The sequence below is a fragment of the Stutzerimonas sp. FeSN7 genome (assembly GCF_030263795.1).
Classification (GTDB): domain Bacteria; phylum Pseudomonadota; class Gammaproteobacteria; order Pseudomonadales; family Pseudomonadaceae; genus Stutzerimonas; species Stutzerimonas stutzeri.
In genome coordinates this window covers 249047-265847 of sequence record NZ_JARPMN010000001.1, presented here as the reverse complement: position 1 = coordinate 265847, position 16801 = coordinate 249047, and the positions used below count along the sequence as shown (strand labels likewise).

At 62.3% G+C, this 16801-nt stretch carries 20 protein-coding genes and 1 pseudogene; all 21 read right to left on the bottom strand.

The window, feature by feature from the left end; translation table 11 throughout:
• Nucleotides 1-41 precede the first annotated feature (41 nt).
• Nucleotides 42-152 (bottom strand): annotated as a pseudogene (locus P5703_RS01135) (JAB domain-containing protein); the annotation flags it as partial.
• 63 nt (nt 153-215) lie between these two features.
• A complete protein-coding gene (locus P5703_RS01130) occupies nt 216-878 on the bottom strand; it encodes a uracil-DNA glycosylase (RefSeq protein ID WP_071534888.1) in 663 nt (220 codons plus the stop codon).
• A gap of 2 nt (nt 879-880) precedes the next feature.
• Nucleotides 881-2011 (bottom strand): nucleoside triphosphate pyrophosphohydrolase family protein, encoded by a 1131-nt coding sequence (locus tag P5703_RS01125; protein WP_028240166.1) that lies wholly within the window; start codon nt 2009-2011, stop codon nt 881-883.
• A 3-nt stretch (nt 2012-2014) separates the two neighbouring features.
• The gene (locus P5703_RS01120; protein ID WP_033045760.1) at nt 2015-2641 is read right to left on the bottom strand and encodes an Nmad2 family putative nucleotide modification protein; all 627 of its coding nucleotides are present in this window, start codon (nt 2639-2641) and stop codon (nt 2015-2017) included.
• Complete coding sequence (locus P5703_RS01115; RefSeq protein ID WP_028240167.1) at nt 2641-3108, bottom strand: TIR domain-containing protein; 468 nt, start codon at nt 3106-3108, stop codon at nt 2641-2643. Before P5703_RS01115 ends, P5703_RS01120 begins: the two co-directional genes overlap by 1 nt.
• A 79-nt stretch (nt 3109-3187) precedes the next feature.
• Entirely contained in the window at nt 3188-3490 is a 303-nt protein-coding gene (locus P5703_RS01110; RefSeq protein ID WP_028240168.1) for a helix-turn-helix domain-containing protein, read from the bottom strand.
• Nucleotides 3474-3857: a type II toxin-antitoxin system RelE/ParE family toxin gene (locus P5703_RS01105; RefSeq protein ID WP_028240169.1), complete on the bottom strand. Its 384-nt coding sequence runs from the start codon at nt 3855-3857 to the stop codon at nt 3474-3476. The genes P5703_RS01110 and P5703_RS01105 overlap by 17 nt, the downstream gene beginning before the upstream one ends.
• Before the next feature lie 13 nt (nt 3858-3870).
• Nucleotides 3871-4170 carry a hypothetical protein gene (locus P5703_RS01100; protein WP_033045758.1) on the bottom strand — a complete coding sequence of 100 codons (300 nt, stop codon included), beginning with the start codon at nt 4168-4170 and terminating at the stop codon, nt 3871-3873.
• Nucleotides 4167-5366, bottom strand: a complete 1200-nt coding sequence (locus P5703_RS01095) for a tyrosine-type recombinase/integrase (RefSeq protein WP_028240170.1) — start codon at nt 5364-5366, stop codon at nt 4167-4169. Before P5703_RS01095 ends, P5703_RS01100 begins: the two co-directional genes overlap by 4 nt.
• A 245-nt stretch (nt 5367-5611) precedes the next feature.
• Nucleotides 5612-6589, bottom strand: coding sequence for a lipoyl synthase (gene lipA / locus P5703_RS01090; protein WP_020305844.1), 978 nt, complete (start codon nt 6587-6589; stop codon nt 5612-5614).
• Nucleotides 6582-7238 carry a lipoyl(octanoyl) transferase LipB gene (gene lipB / locus P5703_RS01085; protein ID WP_013984170.1) on the bottom strand — a complete coding sequence of 219 codons (657 nt, stop codon included), beginning with the start codon at nt 7236-7238 and terminating at the stop codon, nt 6582-6584. Before lipB ends, lipA begins: the two co-directional genes overlap by 8 nt.
• Complete coding sequence (locus tag P5703_RS01080) at nt 7238-7522, bottom strand: DUF493 domain-containing protein (RefSeq protein ID WP_014597830.1); 285 nt, start codon at nt 7520-7522, stop codon at nt 7238-7240. The genes lipB and P5703_RS01080 overlap by 1 nt, the downstream gene beginning before the upstream one ends.
• Nucleotides 7523-7588: 66 nt before the next feature.
• Nucleotides 7589-8746: a D-alanyl-D-alanine carboxypeptidase family protein gene (locus P5703_RS01075; protein ID WP_014597831.1), complete on the bottom strand. Its 1158-nt coding sequence runs from the start codon at nt 8744-8746 to the stop codon at nt 7589-7591.
• Between the two features lie 47 nt (nt 8747-8793).
• A complete protein-coding gene (locus P5703_RS01070) occupies nt 8794-9786 on the bottom strand; it encodes a septal ring lytic transglycosylase RlpA family protein (RefSeq protein ID WP_285585276.1) in 993 nt (330 codons plus the stop codon).
• Complete coding sequence (gene mltB / locus P5703_RS01065; protein WP_011914787.1) at nt 9783-10760, bottom strand: lytic murein transglycosylase B; 978 nt, start codon at nt 10758-10760, stop codon at nt 9783-9785. The genes P5703_RS01070 and mltB overlap by 4 nt, the downstream gene beginning before the upstream one ends.
• 47 nt (nt 10761-10807) lie before the next feature.
• A complete protein-coding gene (gene rodA, locus P5703_RS01060; RefSeq protein ID WP_011914788.1) occupies nt 10808-11953 on the bottom strand; it encodes a rod shape-determining protein RodA in 1146 nt (381 codons plus the stop codon).
• The gene (gene mrdA, locus P5703_RS01055; protein WP_011914789.1) at nt 11950-13839 is read right to left on the bottom strand and encodes a penicillin-binding protein 2; all 1890 of its coding nucleotides are present in this window, start codon (nt 13837-13839) and stop codon (nt 11950-11952) included. The genes rodA and mrdA overlap by 4 nt, the downstream gene beginning before the upstream one ends.
• Nucleotides 13840-13857: 18 nt before the next feature.
• The gene (rlmH, locus tag P5703_RS01050) at nt 13858-14325 is read right to left on the bottom strand and encodes a 23S rRNA (pseudouridine(1915)-N(3))-methyltransferase RlmH (RefSeq protein ID WP_011914790.1); all 468 of its coding nucleotides are present in this window, start codon (nt 14323-14325) and stop codon (nt 13858-13860) included.
• A 3-nt stretch (nt 14326-14328) separates the two neighbouring features.
• On the bottom strand, nt 14329-14688 hold the full coding sequence (gene rsfS, locus P5703_RS01045; RefSeq protein ID WP_011914791.1) for a ribosome silencing factor: 360 nt from the start codon (nt 14686-14688) through the stop codon (nt 14329-14331).
• Between the two features lie 15 nt (nt 14689-14703).
• Nucleotides 14704-15363, bottom strand: a complete 660-nt coding sequence (gene nadD, locus P5703_RS01040) for a nicotinate-nucleotide adenylyltransferase (RefSeq protein ID WP_013984174.1) — start codon at nt 15361-15363, stop codon at nt 14704-14706.
• Entirely contained in the window at nt 15363-16628 is a 1266-nt protein-coding gene (locus tag P5703_RS01035) for a glutamate-5-semialdehyde dehydrogenase (RefSeq protein WP_285585275.1), read from the bottom strand. The genes nadD and P5703_RS01035 overlap by 1 nt, the downstream gene beginning before the upstream one ends.
• Nucleotides 16629-16801: the final 173 nt, after the last annotated feature.

Genomic DNA, 16801 nt, shown 5'->3' with positions numbered 1-16801 from the left:
AGCGAATAAAAAAATGGGGCCGCCTGTGCAGCCCCCTCGGTTCACAATAGCCCTCGCTCTGCAAATGAAGTTGTTTCCTGCCCGGCCACAACGACGTGATCCAGTGTGCGCACCTCCACCAGCGTCAGAGCCTCTTTCAGTCGCTGCATCAGTGAAAACCTGGCGAGTTGGATAGAAGGGGCGGTATCCGCTCGCTAAAATGCTGGAGCAATTCGTCAGAACAGCGATCCAGTCTTCATTGGATGTCCATACAGTTCAGAGATTTGCCCTTGAAACTGCGTCTGTCCGCCATAGCTCGGATGCCTCACGCAGATAACAGGCACGCTATCCGTGATTCGATGAGCGGCTGCGGCAGCATCGTTGCCGATGGCGACGATGCGCGAGGGACGAAGCAGAACGATGAGCTGTTGTAGTAGCTCTTCGCCGGCTCGCCTTTCACGGGCGTTGTGTTGCCGGTTGGTGAACGGATCCCCTGATTCATGAGGGTGAAGTGGGAAAACATTCCAGAGAAAGATGCGAGCATCAATGTGCTCTAGCATTCCCCATATAACCGCAGCGGTTCGCTCGGCTACGGCATTGCCGACTGTGGGCCGTTCTGGAGCCAGATCGACATTCCAACGTTTGGCATGTTGGCTCATGTGAACATCGTCAGTCAGGGCCAACCCAGTTCGGCGGCCTCCGCGATACCCCAAATCTCGACCGATCCAAATCGCATCTACAGGCTCCTCTGAAGCGCGACGCAATAATGCGGAAAGTGCGGCGGCGCGGCGGCGGGGCGCGTCTCGACGATCATGAACTTCACAGCGATCAGAATAAGGATTGAAGCAGTCCTCAAATTGCAGCGAGGAAACTGATTCAACAAAGGGGTGGATTTTCATTCTTAAGACTCAAGCGGCATATATTGTAGGGTGCGTTCTTTTCGGTTGCCGATGATCCAGCCGCCTTGATTTTTCTTGATTTGACGGAATACGGAATATCCGTCCATGATGGCTTTTTCCCAAAGCTTTAGCGGGCACTTCTCAACCTCATAGCCACTCACAAACTCTTCAATGGTTTTGAGAATCCCAAGGGAAACCTTTTCTTGATTCTCAAAATAGTTTAATTCCTTGGCTCTAGAGAAAATCCATGCCGTAAGCCCTTCCTCAACGACGATTGCCCGGCCGCTGTCTTGCTCTTCATCATATTTGGACTGGCTCTTTCGCTTGTGCTTGATCAATGCCCGTATTACAGGTGACCAATGCAAGATGGCTGCATATGCAAAATGGAAAACATCATGAAATCGGTAGCCATCTCGGTCAGCGATGTTGTCGGTCAGGGGATCACCTATGAATACGCCATTCCATTGGAGATAGCTTTTGCCGCTACCGCGTTGATTGACTCGGATCTTGAACTCTCTAGGGAGCTGCTCTTCTATTCCAAACTCGCTATCGAAATCAAGGCCAATCAGGTCAACCGCCTGTGGCTCCAAGAATGCACCCCTAGCTTTCCGGAGGTTCCCCCGCGCTACGTCCGAGAACGCCAACTCTGCGGCATGGATTGCATCGAGATAGGCTCGCGCGAAGGTGACCACGTCATTGCGCGCAGGCCCACTTCCCAGCAGAGCTGCGGCCGCCTGCCCCAAGCGTACCAAGGTAATGTCCAACGACGCAGGGGCCGCCACAGGCATGGCGATGTAAGCGAATGCACCTTCGGCTATGTCGCTTGCTGCCCCTATGTTCTTGAAGTTCCCGTGATTCGCCGCCTCGGCAAAGATATCTTCAAGTGGAGCTTGCATGCGCCGGCAGATCGCAGCCAAATACCAAAGCGTATCACCGAATTCTTCTTCCGCCGCCCTTCTGAAACCAGGGTACGCAGATTTTTCCCGGACATGTTTTTTGACAGTAGACATTATTCCACCGACTTCCCCATAAAGCCCTTGAAGGACAGGATTGAAATCGGTTGGACTGAGTACATCCGTAGCTGCAATTTCCGAAGCGTAGTCCGAAAGCAGCAGAGAACCTTCCTTGTGCATCGGTTACCTCCGAAGCGTCAGCCATTCGAATGGAGCGCCCTGATATCCATTCAGCCCAAAGCTACGAACCCATTGCTCTAGGTTCGCAATCAGTTTTGGATCGTCAAAAGTAGTTAGACCTATTCCTGTTTTGCATAGAGACCGGCCTTGCTGGTCTTTTAGCTCTTCCGGGAACTCCGGCCCCTCTCCTCCGAAGTACACGAAGTCATTGCTGATGAGAACCCTGTTTACACCCGTGTCGCGAGTGACGTGATCAGGATTAAGTGAACCATCGGGGCGAGAGTGAAAGGAATCTCGTTGCTGCCAGACGGCCGCTGGTGCGGCTCTGAAGTAGATATTGTCCCCGCAACTTTGCTTCCGACTACCGTTGCGATAGGGCTTTTTAGATTCAAACCGTGGATCTGCCCCATATTCATCAAATGTCATCGTTTCGGTGACTTGCATCGCATAAACCAGATACCCGCCTCGCCGAACACTTCGATCATTGCTGCCACTGCCTACCACCCAATCACCGATGTCAGCGCCCTTGCGGATATTTGGCTTGCAGGTTGCAAGCGTGCAGTATTCGTAAAAGGGATTGGGTGCGAAACCACTGTCGTACCGCACCACGTAGGAGTGGACACGTGCCATCAGCAGGGATGCCTTTTCAGAGGAACCGGATCACAGGCGCCACCGTCGGGTTTTTCCCATGTATCTTTTCCGTTGATCGCATCAATGATTGAGTCACCATTCCAGCCGACCAAGGCATCGGCGTATTCTTTCAGTGCCTCAGGAATGTCGCATTCCTTCTCACCATGCTCCCAGATGCCAACAATACGTTTGCCTTGCTTGGCTGCATATTCGATTTCCCAGGTCACCCAGTCGCTATCTTTCGTCTGGGGTGAGACGTAGCAAATAAATACGCCCGCCCAGTTTATCGCTGGGGCCAGAATCTGCGTCTTGATGTAATGCTCATCCGTGGCGTTGTTGAACTTTCCTGTATGGATGGAGGAGTCCCTTACATCCATCCCTTTCGGAGCCAGCAGATCTTTGAGCTTTTGGAGCCCATGATCGTCCTTATGGACATGGCTGATAAACACGTTCCTTTTCTCTGCCATCTGTCACCTCCATCGACGTTTTGATAGCGTAAAAGATCGTAACTGAAATTAGGTGGTTATGGCAGAAAACGCAGATCAATCAAAGGATCGCCCGGAGCCCCTTGTCGGCGATGATGTTGAGCAGCTTCAGCGCCGGGCCAGCGGGTCGGGTTTCACCTTGCTCCCACTTGCGCACGGTCGAGGCCGAGGTGTGCAGGTGATGCGCGAACACCGGCTGGCTGAATTTCAGCGTCTCCCGTAGGCGCCTAATGTCCTCGGCGCCAAACTCCCGCACTGGCGGCGGGCAGATCGCGTCGAACTCGCGCATCGTCACCTTGCTGATCGCACCCACTTCATGAAGCGTGGCCAGGTCGTCACGCAGGGATTCAATGATCTTGCTCACAATGCACCTCCAATAACACGCCCGACTGCAACGCCTTCGATAACGTTTCCCCGGACAGTTGCAAGAACGCTTTGCCGGCGAATTGCAGCGCCTTCTTCTCGTCCTGCGTGATGTTCGCCTTGTCGTTCTTCGGGAACCCATGCAGGAACACGTAGCGGCTGCCGATCCTGGCCGATACCAGTGTGCGGTAGCCGCCGCTTTTACCACCACCGGGGCGGGCCACCCGCTTCTTGTAGAGGGAGCCGCCCAAGTCCGCGTCGATCAGACCGCTTTCCATCTCCTGAACCGCCTTGCACAACGCGGCATCGGACAGCTTCTCGCCCGACTGCCAGCGTGCAAAGTCCTTGCGCTTGAGGATGACCGTCATTTCGACCTCCAAACTATACCCGAAACGGGCATACTTTTCCAGTCTCCGGTGTAGCACCTAGATAGAAGGGATGGCCCGCCCGATTGTCGTGACGCCGGCACGACAATCGGAGCCGACTGGACGGGATGCCGGCCACCGATCCGCGGGCATCCTTGACCGAAATCAGCAGCGCATAGGCCGACCACGGCAGCGTGAAGACCTTGGCCAGCTCGGCGAGGCCGAATTTCCCAGACACTGTCTCGGAAATTGCGGAACGGGGATAGTCGGCCGCCAAGGCAGCGGGGGGCGCCACCGAAAGCGTCCTCTTGCTCATGCCGTGGCCTCCGCAGGGCGCCGCGCGCCCGTGATGGCCTGCCGCCGACTCGCCACCAGTTCGGCAGCATCCCGCACCGGCTTGTCCTCGGTGTGGACGTAGTGCATGAACATCGCCACGGTCTTGTGGCCCGTCAGCTTCATGCCTACCTTGGTCGGCACTCCCGAATTGGCAATGTCGGTCGTGGAGCGGTGGCGGATGCCGTGCGTGCCGACGTGTGGGACGCCGGCTGCCTTGAGCACCCGGCACCATCCGCCATAGTGCTCGCCAAAGGTCAGGTGCTTGGTCGGGTCGTTGGGCGAAGGCAGGACGTAGGGGCAACCTTCTCGGCGCGGTGCCGTCGAGAACAGTCGATAGGCTTCCGCGCTCATGGGCTTGGAGAGGCCGCCGGTCTTGCTGTCGGGCCAGACCACGCGCCGGTTCTCCAGATCGACCCAATCCCATTCAAGCATGCAGATTTCGGAGCGGCGGCCGGCGAACTCGAATTGCAGGCGAATCGCCAGCGGGATGACGTAGTTCTCCAGTCCTTCCGCCTCCAGCTTCTCCAACTGGCGGAAGATCAGCGCCAGTTCGTCGTCCACGATGAGCCGGGTTTCCTCGCCGGGCGGGTACATCGGGACGTGGCGGCACGGGTTCGTGCCGTCCGGGCGGTAGCCCCACACTTCGGCCAGGTTGAACATCTTGCGCAGCACGCCGAAGGCGTTGTTCGCCTCGGCGGGCTTGTAGGCCAGTTTCTCCATCAGCCCGGCAATGTCGGGCCGCTTCACGTCCTGCACCTTCTTGCGGCCGATCAGCGGGACGATGCAGCGGTCGATGACGGCCTGATAGCCGCGCTGCGTGCTCGGCTTGTTGCGCTTCTTGGAGTAGTCCTCCATGAACTTCTTGCACAGCGCTTCGACCGTGGGCGCCTTGCGCGCCTCGGCCTTGGCGCCGCCGGGGTCGCCGCCTCGGCGAACCTCGGCCAGCCAGTCCTGCGCCATGACGCGGGCCTGCTCCACGGTCAGTTCCCCGAACAGGCCCAGCGAGGGCTTGCGGGGCTGCCCGGAGTTCGTGCGGTACTGGAGCATGAACACCCGACGGCCCTTCGGGGTAATCTTGCAGAGGAAACCCGGCACCACGGTATCCCGTAGTTCGATGTCCTTGGCCTGGGGTTGCGCCGACTCTACGGCGGTCTTGGTGAGCTTGATCTTCGCCATGATGACTCCTTGGAACGACCCGAATTCCAAGAGCCAGATAGGAGCGGCGCGAGGGAAAACCGGGTCAAGTTTCAGAAAGCACCGGCATATGATGGACGCGCGTAAGTCCTTGATAAACCTGCTTCATCGAGCTACGGCGCAGTCCAGCGAAGTACCGGGCTGGAGTCATCGTCAAACAAAAAAGCCGCGGAGGCGATTCGACGCCTGCGCGGCTTTCCTTGGAACGACCGGACCGCCGGGTCCGATCAGTCGTGCTTGGCGCCGTGAGCCTGCTGGTCAGCGTGGTACGAGGAGCGCACCAGCGGGCCCGAGGCGACGTTCTTGAAGCCCATCTTCATGCCTTCCTCGGCGAACCAGGCGAAGGTGTCCGGGTGCACGAAACGCTGCACCGGCAGATGGTTGCGCGACGGCTGCAGATACTGGCCAAGGGTCAGCATGTCGATGTCGTGCTCGCGCATGCGCTGCATGACCTCGATGACTTCCTCGTCGGTCTCGCCAAGGCCGAGCATCAGCCCCGACTTGGTTGGCACGCCCGGCACGCGCTGCTTGAACTTCTCCAGCAGATCCAGCGACCACTCGAAGTCCGATCCCGGGCGCGAGGACTTGTACAACCGCGGCACGGTTTCCAGGTTGTGGTTGAACACATCCGGCGGCTCAGTGGCGGTGATCTCCAGGGCGATTTCCATGCGCCCGCGATAATCCGGCACCAGGGTCTCCAGCTGAATGGACGGCGACAGCTTGCGAATCTCACGCAGGCAGTCAGCGAAATGCTGGGCGCCGCCGTCGCGCAGGTCATCCCGGTCCACCGACGTGATGACCACGTACTTCAGGCGCATGTCGGCGATAGCCTGGGCGAGGTTCTTCGGCTCATCCGGGTCCAGCGCGTTCGGCCGGCCATGGCCGACGTCGCAGAACGGGCAGCGGCGCGTGCAGATGTCGCCCATGATCATGAAGGTGGCGGTACCGCTGGAGAAGCACTCGCCCAGGTTCGGGCAGGAGGCCTCCTCGCAGACGCTGTGCAGCTTGTGCTTGCGCAGGGTCTGCTTGATCTGGTCCACCTCCGGCGATACCGGGATGCGCACGCGAATCCAGTCCGGCTTCTTCGGCAATTCATCGGTGGGGATGATCTTCACCGGAATCCGCGCGACCTTCTCGGCACCGCGCAGTTTGACGCCAGCCTCAACCTTGGCCGGGCGCTTGCCTGCCGTTTCTACACTACTCATAAGCTTCGATTCCGCCCGCGAGGGTCTTCTGTTGCGCGTATCCGAGCTGCCGGACCAGATGGTCACGCAGTCGATCGGCCACTTCAGAGATGTCGATCGGCCCGATCAGGTCACGCAACTGGGTCATGGGCAACCCTGCATAACCGCAGGGGTTGATGCGCCGGAAAGGTTCGAGATCCATGTCCACGTTCAGCGCCAGGCCGTGGAAGGACCGGCCGTTGCGAATGCGCAGGCCCAGGGAAGCGATCTTCGCGCCGCCGACATAAACGCCCGGTGCATCGGGCTTGGCCACCGCCTCGACGTCGTACCCGGCCAGCAGATCGATCAGACTCCGCTCGATGCGGCTGACCAGCTCACGCACGCCGATGCCGAGCCGACGTACGTCCAGCAACAGGTAGCCGACCAGCTGACCCGGCCCGTGATAGGTGACCTGACCGCCGCGGTCCACCTGCACCACCGGAATCTCGCCCGGAAACAGCAGGTGCTCGGCCTTGCCGGCCTGGCCTTGTGTGAATACGGGCGGATGCTGCAGCAGCCAGATCTCGTCGCCACTGTCGGCATCACGCGTATTGGTGAAATGCTGCATGGCCTGCCAGGCAGCCCGATACTCGATCAGCCCTAGCTCACGCACACCCACGTCGTGGGTCATCACAGCACCATGTGGACACGACCGGTGGCCCGCAGGTCGACATGGATAGCCTGCAGCTGCTCGACACCGGTGGCGGTGATCAGCACCTGCAGCGAAAGGAAGCGTCCGTTGCGGCTGTCACGGGTGACCACGGTAGTCTCGTCGAAGTCCGGCGCATGGCGCTGAATGACTTCGATCACCACCTCGCGGAACCCCTCGCCGGCCTCGCCGATCACCTTGATCGGGTAGCGCTCGCAGGGGAAGTCGATCTTGGGTGCAGCGATATCGTCTTGGCTATCGGTCATGGCGTAACGGACTCGTGATCCGCACGTGCGCCGCGGCGGGGTCAGCCGGAGCGCACTCGAGCGTGGTCAGTTGAACAGGCTGTAGAAGAACAGGCGAATGCTATCCCAAAAACGGCGGAACAGCCCACCCTCTTCGACGGTTTCCAGCGCCACCAGATCGGTGCTGCGCACGACCTTGTCGTCCAGCTTGACCTCGACCTTGCCGATCACGTCGCCCTGCTGGATCGGTGCGGTCAGCGTGCCGTTGAAGCTCATGACAGCCTGCAGCTTCTCTACCTGGCCGCGTGGCAGAGTCATGGTCAGGTCCTGAGCCAGACCGGCCTTGAGCTTGCTCTGCTGCCCCTTCCAGACCTGGGCTTCGGCCAGCTCGGTGCCTTTCTGGTAGAAGGTGCGGGTCTCGAAGAAGCGGAAGCCGTAGGTCAGCAGCTTCTGGGTCTCCGCGGCACGGGCCTGCTCGCTGTCGGTACCGAACACCACGGAGATCAGGCGCATGTTGTCACGCACGGCGGACGCCACCAGGCAGTAGCCGGCCTCTTCGGTGTGGCCGGTCTTCAGGCCGTCGACGGTCTTGTCGCGCCACAGCAGCAGGTTGCGGTTGGGCTGCTTGATGTTGTTCCAGAAGAATTCCTTCTGCGCATAGATCGCGTAGTGCGCAGGGTCTTCGTAGATGATCGCCCGCGCCAGCTTGGCCATGTCATTGGCCGAGGAGTAGTGCTCCGGATGCGGCAGGCCGGTGGCGTTGACGAAGTGAGTGTTGCTCATCCCCAGGCGCTGCGCGGTGCTGTTCATCATGTCGGCGAAGGCTTCTTCGCTGCCGGCGATGTGCTCGGCCATTGCGACACTGGCGTCGTTGCCCGACTGGATGATGATGCCGTGCAGCAGGTCATCCACCGAAACCTGGGTGTTGACCTGGATGAACATGCGCGAGCCGCCGGTACGCCAGGCCTTCTCGCTGACGGTGACCATGTCGTTGTCGCTGATCTGCCCTTTCTGGATCTCCAGGGTGGCGATATAGGCGGTCATCAGCTTGGTCAGGCTGGCCGGTGGCAGGCGTTCGTCGCCGTTGTGCTCGACCAGCACCTCGCCGCTGGCGGCGTCCATCAGCATGTAGGACTTGGCCGCCAGCTGCGGAGCCGACGGCAGGATCTGGGCCGCCCAGACGGTCGGAGCGACCGTCAGCAGAGTCAGGACAATGAAGCGTTGCACGAGGCTGGTGATGTTCATCCGAATCTCAAGTTAGTCAGGTAAAACAAGGCAGGGATTGCAAAGGCTCAGTCGGCCGCGACCCGCCGCGGCTGCCCGAGGTTGGCCAGGCGAACGCTCTGCTCGAGCTGCACGGCCTCATCCGGCGTGTCGATGGGCCCCAGCCGCACCCGGTGCAGGGTCTGCTGGTTGTGTACCACCGAGCTGATGAACACCGGTGCAGACACCACGCCGCTCAGCTTGTCCTTGAGCAGCTGTGCCGCATCCGGATTGGCGAAGGCGCCAACCTGGAGAAACAGGCCAGAGGCTGCGGGCGAAGCGTTTTTTTTTGCGTCGATTTCCAGCGGCACCGTCGCCGCAGCGTGCTGCTGCGGCGGCGGGGTGTACTGTTCGATCGGCTGGGCGATGCTGGTGGCCGGCTTGCTCGCCGCCATCTGCGGCTGCGCCATCATCGCCGGAACGGGGCGCCCCTGTGCCGCCCACCACTGCTGCGGATCGATGCCCTCGACCTTGACCCGCGCCGTGCCGGTCTCGGCGAACCCCAGTTTCTTCGCCGCGGCGAAGGACAGGTCGATGATCCGGTCGGAATAGAACGGGCCGCGGTCGTTGACGCGCAACGTCACGGTGCGTCCGTTATCCAGGTTGGTGACCTTGACGTAGGTGGGCAGCGGCAGGGTCTTGTGCGCCGCGCTCATGCCGTAGAGGTCGTACTTCTCGCCATTGGCAGTGGGCTGCCCGTGGAACTTGGTGCCGTACCAGGATGCCGTCCCGGTGGCCGAGTAACGATGGCCATCGCTGATGGGGAAGTAGGTCTTGCCCAGCACCGTATAGGGGTTGGCCTTGTACGGTCCGTAATGCGGCATCGGCACGGCGTCCGGGATCTGCGAGACGTCCACGTCCCACCAGGGCGCGCCATCCTTGTGCGGCCGCGCGTAATCGCCAGGGCCGCTACTGGTGGTGCTCTTGCTCGGCGTGGTGCTCGGCGCCGGGGTCGAGGAGCAGCTTACCAGCAGGGCTCCCGTCACGCCCAAGGCGACCAGTCTTGTCCAGAGAGGGCTCATTGTTCGCCTCGCGCGTCAGCCAGCAGCTGGGACAGCTGATGTACGGCCATGGCGTACATCACGCTGCGGTTATAGCGGGTGATCACATAGAAGTTGGGCAGGCCCAGCCAGTATTCGTCGCCCTCGGCGCCTTCCAGGCGGAAAGCGGTCACGGCGGTCTGGTCTGCCACCGACTTGTCGAACTGCCAGCCAAGGGCGCGCATTTCTCCGGCGTTCTTCTGCGACTCGAGGCCGACGGTCAGGCCTTCCTCGAAGCGCTCGCCAGAGACCTTCGCCCGTGCCACTACAGGTTCACCGGCGGCCCAGCCATGCTGTTTGAAATAGCTCGCGGCGCTGCCGATGGCGTCGGTGGGGTTGTTCCAGATGTCGATGTGGCCGTCACCATCGAAGTCCACGGCATAGGCGCGGAAGCTGCTCGGCATGAACTGCGGCAGGCCCATGGCCCCGGCGTAGGACCCCTTGAGAGTCAGCGGGTCGACCTGCTCCTCGCGGGTCAGCAGCAGGAATTCCTTGAGCTGCTGGCGGAAGAAGGGCTGACGCGGCGGGTAGTCGAAGCCCAGGGTCGACAACGCATCGATCACGCGATGGCTGCCGGTGTTGCGACCATAGAAGGTTTCCACGCCGATGATCGCCACGATAATTTCGGCCGGCACGCCGTACTCGGCTTCGGCACGGGACAGCGCCGCCTCGTTCTCGCGCCAGAAGTCGACACCCTGGGCGACGCGCGAGTCGGTGAGGAAGATCGGCCGATATTCCTTCCACGGCTTGACCCGTTCGGCCGGCCGCGAAATGGCGTCGAGAATGGCCTGCTTGCGCTCGGCCTGCTTGAACAGATCACGCAGCTGTTCGCTGGCGAAACCGTAGTCGCGGGTCATCTCCGCGATGAACTCGTCCACGTTGGCGCCGGTGTAATCCGCGGCCTGCAGCGGCACGCTCCCCAGCACAGCGCCGGCCAAGCCTACGCTACCCAGCATCCGTGCCACCCAGCCCCGCCGTAATGAAGTCAACAAAGTCACTCTCGTCAAACCTGTGCGATCCACTTGCGATGGGTGTGGATCGACATCAAAACCCCGAACCCTGACAGCAGGGTCACCAATGAAGTTCCACCGTAACTGATGAAGGGCAAAGGCACCCCCACCACCGGCAACAGCCCACTGACCATACCGATATTGACGAAAACGTAAACAAAGAAGGTCATCGTCAACGCACCGGCCAGCAGTTTTCCGAACAGCGTCTGGGCCTGCACCGTGATCACCAGGCCGCGGGTGATCAGCAGGATATACACCAGCAGGAGCAGGCAGACTCCGACCAGACCGAACTCTTCGGCGAGCACGGCGATGATAAAGTCAGTATGGCTTTCCGGCAAAAAATCCAGGTGCGACTGGGTACCGGCCAACCAGCCCTTGCCGAACACCCCGCCCGAACCGATCGCCGCCTTCGACTGGATGATGTTCCAGCCGGTGCCCAGGGGATCGCTTTCCGGATCGAGGAAGGTCAGCACCCGCTGCTTCTGGTAGTCGCGCAACACGAAGTACCACATCGCCACGGCGATCGGCACCACCGCCGTCACCGCACCGATGATCCAGCGCCAGCGCAACCCGCCGATGAACAGCACAAAAGCGCCGGAAGCCAGGATCAGCAACGCGGTACCCAGATCGGGCTGCTTCAGGATCAGCACGAAGGGCACCAGGATCAGCGACAGGCTGATCGCGGTGTGCTTGATGCTGGGCGGCAGGCTGCGCGAGGACAGGTACCAGGCGATCGTCATCGGCATGATGATCTTCATGAATTCCGACGGCTGGAAACGAATCACGCCGGGGATGTTGATCCAGCGCGTCGCCCCCATCGCCGTGTGTCCGGCCACCTCGACCGCGACCAGCAACGCCACGACGCCGAGATAGCCCAGCGGCACCCAGCGCGCCATGAACCGCGGTTCGAACTGGGCGATCACCAGCATGGCGCCGAGGCCGAGTCCGAAGGAGGTGGCCTGCTTGATGACCAGATCCCAGTTCTTGCCACTGGCCGAATAGAGGATGAACAGGCTGCCGGCGGCCAGTACCAGCAGCAGCACCAGCAGCAGCCCGTCGATATGCAGGCGCTGCAACAGGCTGGCGCGGCGGCGCAGCACGTCCTCGCGGGACAGGGTACGGTCGAAATTGCCGCTCATGGCTTCTTCCCTTCGGCAGTCAGCGGCGGCGCGAACTCGGCCTTGAGCTTGCCCTCCTCGTCGAGCAGCCAGGCATCCATCACCTGCTTGGCCACCGGTGCGGCGACGCCGGAACCGGACTCGCCGTTCTCCACCATCACCGCCACCGCGATCTTCGGGTCATGCACCGGGGCAAAGGCAACAAACAGGGCATGGTCGCGATGGCGCTCGGCCAGCTTGGCACTGTCGTATTTCTCGCCCTGGCGGATCGCCACGACCTGCGCAGTACCGCTCTTGCCGGCGATGCGATAGACCGAGCTTTCGCCGACCTTCCGCGCCGTACCCCGGGCGCCGTGCAGTACCTGCTCCATGCCATGGGTCGCGTAATCCCAGAAGCGCGGATCGCGCAGCTGGATATCCGGCAGCGGCTCCGGATCCACCGGCGGCTCGCCACCGATGCTGCGCGCCAGGTGTGGGCGAATCCACTTGCCACGGGTCGCCATCAGCGCCGTGGCCTGAGCCAGCTGCAGTGGCGTGGCCTGCATGTAACCCTGACCGATGCCGAGAATGACCGTCTCGCCGGGATACCAGGGCTGGCGATAACGCGCCCGCTTCCAGTCACGCGACGGCATCAGCCCGGCGGTTTCCTCGTACATGTCCAGCGACACGCGCTGGCCAAGACCGAAGCGGGTCATGTAGTCGTACATGCGATCGACGCCCAGCTTGTGCGCCATGTCGTAGAAATAGGTGTCGTTGGAACGGGCAATGGCCAGGTCGAGATCGACCCAGCCGTCGCCGCTGCGATTCCAGTTGCGGTACTTGTGCTGCACGTTGGGCAGCTGGAAGAAGCCCGGGTCGAAGACCCGGCTGGTGGGCGTGATCACCCCGGCATCGAGGCCGGCCACGGCCATCATCGGCTTGATGGTCGAGCCCGGCGGATACAGCCCGCGCAGCACGCGGTTGTACAGCGGCCGGTCGATGGAGTCGCGCAGCTCGCCATAGTCCTTGAAGCTGATACCGGTGACGAACAGGTTGGGGTTGAAGCTTGGCTGGCTGACCATCGCCACCACCTCGCCGGTGTCCGGCAGCAGCGCGACGATCGCACCACGGCGCCCGCCCAGCGCCTCCTCGGCGGCTTCCTGCAGATCCAGATCGAGGGACAGGGTGATGTCCTTGCCGGGTATCGGATCGGTCCGCTTGAGCACCCGAAGGACCCGTCCGCGGGCGTTGGTCTCGACTTCCTCGTAGCCGACCTGGCCGTGCAGCTCGTCCTCGTAGAACTTCTCGATGCCGGTCTTGCCGATGTGGTGCGTGCCGGCATAGTTGACCGGGTCGAGCTGCTTAACCTCCTGCTCGTTGATCCGCCCGACGTAGCCTACCGAATGGGCGAAATGCGGCCCCTGCGGATAATGACGGACCAGCTGCGCCGCCACCTCGATGCCCGGCAGACGGAACTGGTTCACCGCGATACGGGCGATCTGTTCCTCGGACAGCTCGTACATGATCGGTACCGGCTCGAACGGCCGCCGCCCCTGCAGCACGCGCTTCTCGAACAGCCCGCGCTCCTCCTCGCCCAGCTCCAGAATCTCCACCACCGCGTCGAGCACGACCCGCCAGTCGCCAGCGCGCTCGCGGGTGACGGTCAGACTGAAGCTCGGGCGGTTGTCGGCGATGACCCGCCCCTGGCGGTCGAAGATCAGCCCGCGGTTGGGCGGGATCGGCTGCACGTGAACGCGGTTGTTCTCCGACAGCGTCGAGTGGTGCTCGAACTGCACGACCTGCAGGTAGTACATGCGCGCCACCAGCACACCGATCAGCAGCAGCACGAAAACGAGGCCCACGATCACGCGTTGGCGCACCAGCACGGCGTCCTTTTCATGATCCTTGAGCTGAATCGGTTGCGGCATATCGAAGGCGTTCGCGTACTACTTGTGATAGGGGTGACCGGACAGCAACGTCCAGGCGCGATAGATCTGTTCGCCGATCAGGATTCGTACCAGCGGGTGCGGCAGGGTCAGCGGCGACAGCGACCAGCGCTGCTCGCTGCGTGCACAGACCTCAGGTGCCAGCCCTTCCGGGCCGCCCACCATGAGGTTGACGTTGCGAGCATCGAGCCGCCAGCGTTCGAGTTCCGCGGCCAGCTGCTCGGTGCTCCAGGGTTTGCCGTGCACCTCGAGCGTGACGATACGCTCGCCCGGCTGGACCTTGCCCAGCATGGCCTCGCCTTCCTGGCGAATCAACCGTGCCACGTCAGCGTTCTTGCCACGGGTGTTGAGCGGGATTTCGTGCAGCTCCAGCGGCAGCTCGGACGGCAGGCGCTTGACGTATTCCTGCCAGCCGTCCTCGACCCAGCGCGGCATCTTCGAGCCGACCGCGACCAGCTTGATCCGCACGGTTTACTCCGGGTCGTGGGCGTGCTGCGCGCGGCTCTGCTCGGCGCCCTGCCACAGACGCTCGAGGTCGTAGAACTGGCGAGTCGGCACCTGCATCACGTGGACGACCACATCGCCCAGGTCGAGCAGCGCCCACTCGCCGCCGTCCAGCCCTTCGCTGCCGAGCGGGCGTACACCCTGCTCCTTGGCCTTTTCCAGCACGTTCTCGGCCAGCGATTTGACGTGCCGGCTGGAGCTGCCGCTGGCGATGATCATGTAGTCGGTGACGCTGGTCTTGCCCTGGACATCGATGGTGGTGATGTCCTGGCCTTTCAGATCTTCCAGGGCGGCGACCGCCAGCTGGACCAAAGCTTCAGTTTGCATAACGTGAAAACAACCTCAGTTCGACGCCCGGTACAGTCCGTGCGCGTTGATATAAGCCAGTACGGCATCGGGAACCAGGAATCGGACCGACTTGCCGCTGGCCAGCAATTGGCGAATCTGCGTGGCGGACACTTCCAAGGGTGTCTGCCAGACGAAGGCGATCTGTCCGCTGCCGCCGCTGAGCGCCTGCGGGTCCGGCACGCTGCGCGCGGCCAGCAGATCACGTAGTTCCTGCGGTGCCTCGCTACCGGCATCCGGTCGCTGTAGCACGAGGATGTGGCAGTAATCGAGCAGCTCCTCCCAGCGATGCCAGGTCGGCAGCCCGCAGAAGGCATCCCAGCCCACCACCAGCAGCAACTGGTCATCCGCCGCCAGTTCGGCGCGCAGCGACATCAGCGTATCGATGGTGTAGGACGGCTTGTCCCGCTCCAGCTCGCGGGCATCGACGCACAGCGGCGGCAGATCCTGCACCGCCAGGCGGACCATTGCCAGGCGATCCTGCGCCGAGCAGTTGGGCGTATCGCGGTGCGGCGGCCGCGCATTGGGAATCAGCCGCAGCTCGTCGAGCCCGAACATCTCGGCCACTTCCAGCGCGCCGCGCAGGTGACCGATGTGCACCGGATCGAAGGTGCCACCAAGTATGCCGATGCGCCGGGCGCCGCCTGCGTGATTCATCAGGTACGGACGTGACCGTCGCCGAAGACCACGTACTTTTCGCTGGTCAGCCCTTCCAGGCCGACCGGACCGCGGGCGTGCAGCTTGTCGGTGGAGATGCCGATCTCCGCGCCCAGCCCGTACTCGAACCCATCGGCGAAGCGGGTCGAGGCATTGATCATGACGGACGCCGAATCCACCTCGGTGAGGAAGCGGCGGGCATCGGTGAAGTTCTCGGTGACGATCGCATCAGTGTGCTGCGAGCCGTAACGATTGATGTGTTCGATGGCCTCGTCCAGCGAGTCGAGCATGCGGATCGACAGGATCGGCGCGTTGTACTCGGTGGACCAGTCCTCTTCGCTGGCCGCCAGCACTTCGTTGCCGAGCAGCGCGCGCGTGCGCGGGCAGCCCCGCAGCTCGACGCCCTTGTCGCGGTAGATGGCGGCCAGCGGCGGCAGCACCTGCTCGGCGATGCCCTGGTGCACCAACAGCGTTTCCATGGTGTTGCACGGCGCGAAGCGCTGGGTCTTGGCGTTGTCGGCGATGCGGATGGCCTTGTCCACATCCGCCGCAAGGTCGACATAGACGTGGCAAATGCCGTCCAGGTGCTTGATCACCGGAACCCGGGCGTCGCGGCTGATGCGCTCGATCAGGCCCTTGCCACCACGCGGCACGATCACGTCGACATAGTCCGGCATGCTGATCAGCGCGCCGACCGCGGCGCGGTCGGTGGTATCCACGACCTGCACGGCAGCAGCCGGCAGACCGGCTTCGGCGAGGCCGAGCTGGATGCAGCGGGCAATCGCCTGATTGGAATGGATCGCCTCGGAGCCGCCGCGCAGGATGGTCGCGTTGCCCGACTTCAGGCACAGGCTGGCCGCGTCGATGGTCACGTTGGGCCGCGATTCGTAGATGATGCCCACCACGCCCAGCGGCACCCGCATCTTGCCGACCTGGATGCCGGATGGCATGTAACGCATGTCGCGAATCGCGCCGATCGGATCAGGCAGCGTGGCGACCTGGCGCAGGCCCTCGATCATGCCGTCGATCACCTTTGGCGTCAGCGCCAGACGATCGAGCATGGCGGCGTCCAGGCCATTGGCAAGACCGCCGGCCAGGTCCAGCTCATTGGCCCGCACCAGTTCGTCGCGAGCGGCATCGAGCGCCGCGGCGGCGGCCTGCAAGGCGCGGTTCTTCTGCGCCGTGCTGGCGCGCGCGAGCACCCGCGAGGCCTCGCGCGCGGCGCGGCCCAGGCGGGTCATGTAGTCGAGTACTGACTCGGTCATGGATCTAGCTGGCCTGACTGAAGGGAAAGCGGCTGATTATAGCCACGCTGCGCGCCCGCGCACAGCGGCGCCGGGCGAAAGGCATGCGGTGCCGCACGGCATTCGTCCGCCGCGACGGCAGCGTACGCATGGCAGTCCCGGCGAGTATGCTTTGCCGAGGAAACCCCGCGCCC